This window comes from Vibrio sp. Y176 (genome assembly GCF_033438945.1).
The window spans coordinates 1-588 of the sequence record NZ_JAWOQS010000844.1 but is presented as its reverse complement, the minus strand read 5'-3'; the positions used below and the strand labels follow the sequence as shown (position 1 = coordinate 588).

The window sequence follows — 588 nt, the reverse complement described above, 5'->3', positions numbered from 1 at the left end:
CACGATTTTCGCCACCATTAGCTCTATCGAGTGGATGGGCGTGGTGATCAATAGCTCCAAATTTCCCCGTTCACGTTCTCGTACAATCGCGGCACTGGTGAACAAAATCATCGTCATGGTGAGAATCACACCGAGTAAGCCGGGTACGATGTTGACCGCAGAACGCCGACTTGGGTTGTAGTAGAGTGCGACTTCGAATGTTTTGCTTGGCGCTGGGCGAATCTCGAAATCAAAATCGGTTAATGGCATGGTTTGCAACGACAATATTGCCGAGCTGATCATGGTATCTGAGCCATCCACAATCCATTGCCCAAGTTCTCGACCTTGCATCATGCGTTGTGTGAGATCGCTTGGTAAAATCAGCACGGCGCGCACAATACCATCTTGAATCGCTTGTTCAGCCTCTTGCGCGGTGGCATAGGTTTCTTTGATATCCACCACTTGAGTGACTTTGACGGACTGGGTAATGATCCGCCCGGCGGTGCTGCCACTTTGGTCGACAACACCTACCGGAATGTTGCGAATGTCCGTATTGATTGCGAAGCCGAACAGCAAAAGCTGGATAAGCGGGATCATCACCACCATGCC

General features: G+C 50.7%; 1 protein-coding gene. It reads right to left on the bottom strand.

All coding sequences use genetic code 11. The features are described 5' to 3' along the window. On the bottom strand, positions 1-588 hold a 588-nt coding region (locus R7O13_RS28980; protein WP_318305475.1), incomplete at both ends, for an ABC transporter permease.